Annotated in this window: 1 protein-coding gene; it reads right to left on the bottom strand. The window is 31.8% G+C overall.

The window, feature by feature from the left end:
* A partial coding sequence (locus tag QWI17_RS09935) for a hypothetical protein (protein WP_302722353.1) occupies positions 1-447 on the bottom strand: 447 nt, incomplete at both ends.

The following is a 447-nucleotide window of genomic DNA, read 5'->3' as shown; positions in this document are numbered from 1 at the left end:
ACAGATCCTTGGAAGAATGCCGTAAAATCATCTTTAGCATATTCTACTTGAGCAAATAATCCTCCGTAGTTAATTCTTTCGCTATAATCCCAACCTAATTTTTGAGAGTAGTTATCAGCGAAATCATTCAATGCTTTCCATGGATTTCTTGAATAAGTTTGATTAACTTGGTATGAAGGATGTTGTTTATTATATTTTTCTGTATAATAATCAGCACCTAATGTATTGTTTAATTGACGGAAGTGTTCTCCTTTGTATGTTCTCAAATCAAAACCTACATTTAAACTTAAGTTTTCTGTAAATTTATGGTTTAAGTTAGATACCATTCCGTACCATTGGTGATTATTAACAGAAGACAAAATACGTCCTGAAGCTTCACCACCAGCTACTGATTGTAAATCATAAACTTCTTGTAAGTTTCTTTGACCATCTGTACCAATTTTAGTT

It is taken from the genome of Gilvimarinus gilvus, assembly GCF_030518155.1.
In the GTDB taxonomy this organism is placed as follows: domain Bacteria; phylum Pseudomonadota; class Gammaproteobacteria; order Pseudomonadales; family Cellvibrionaceae; genus Gilvimarinus; species Gilvimarinus gilvus.
The sequence above is the reverse complement of the archived record's forward strand: the minus strand, read 5'-3'. Positions and strand labels throughout refer to the sequence as shown.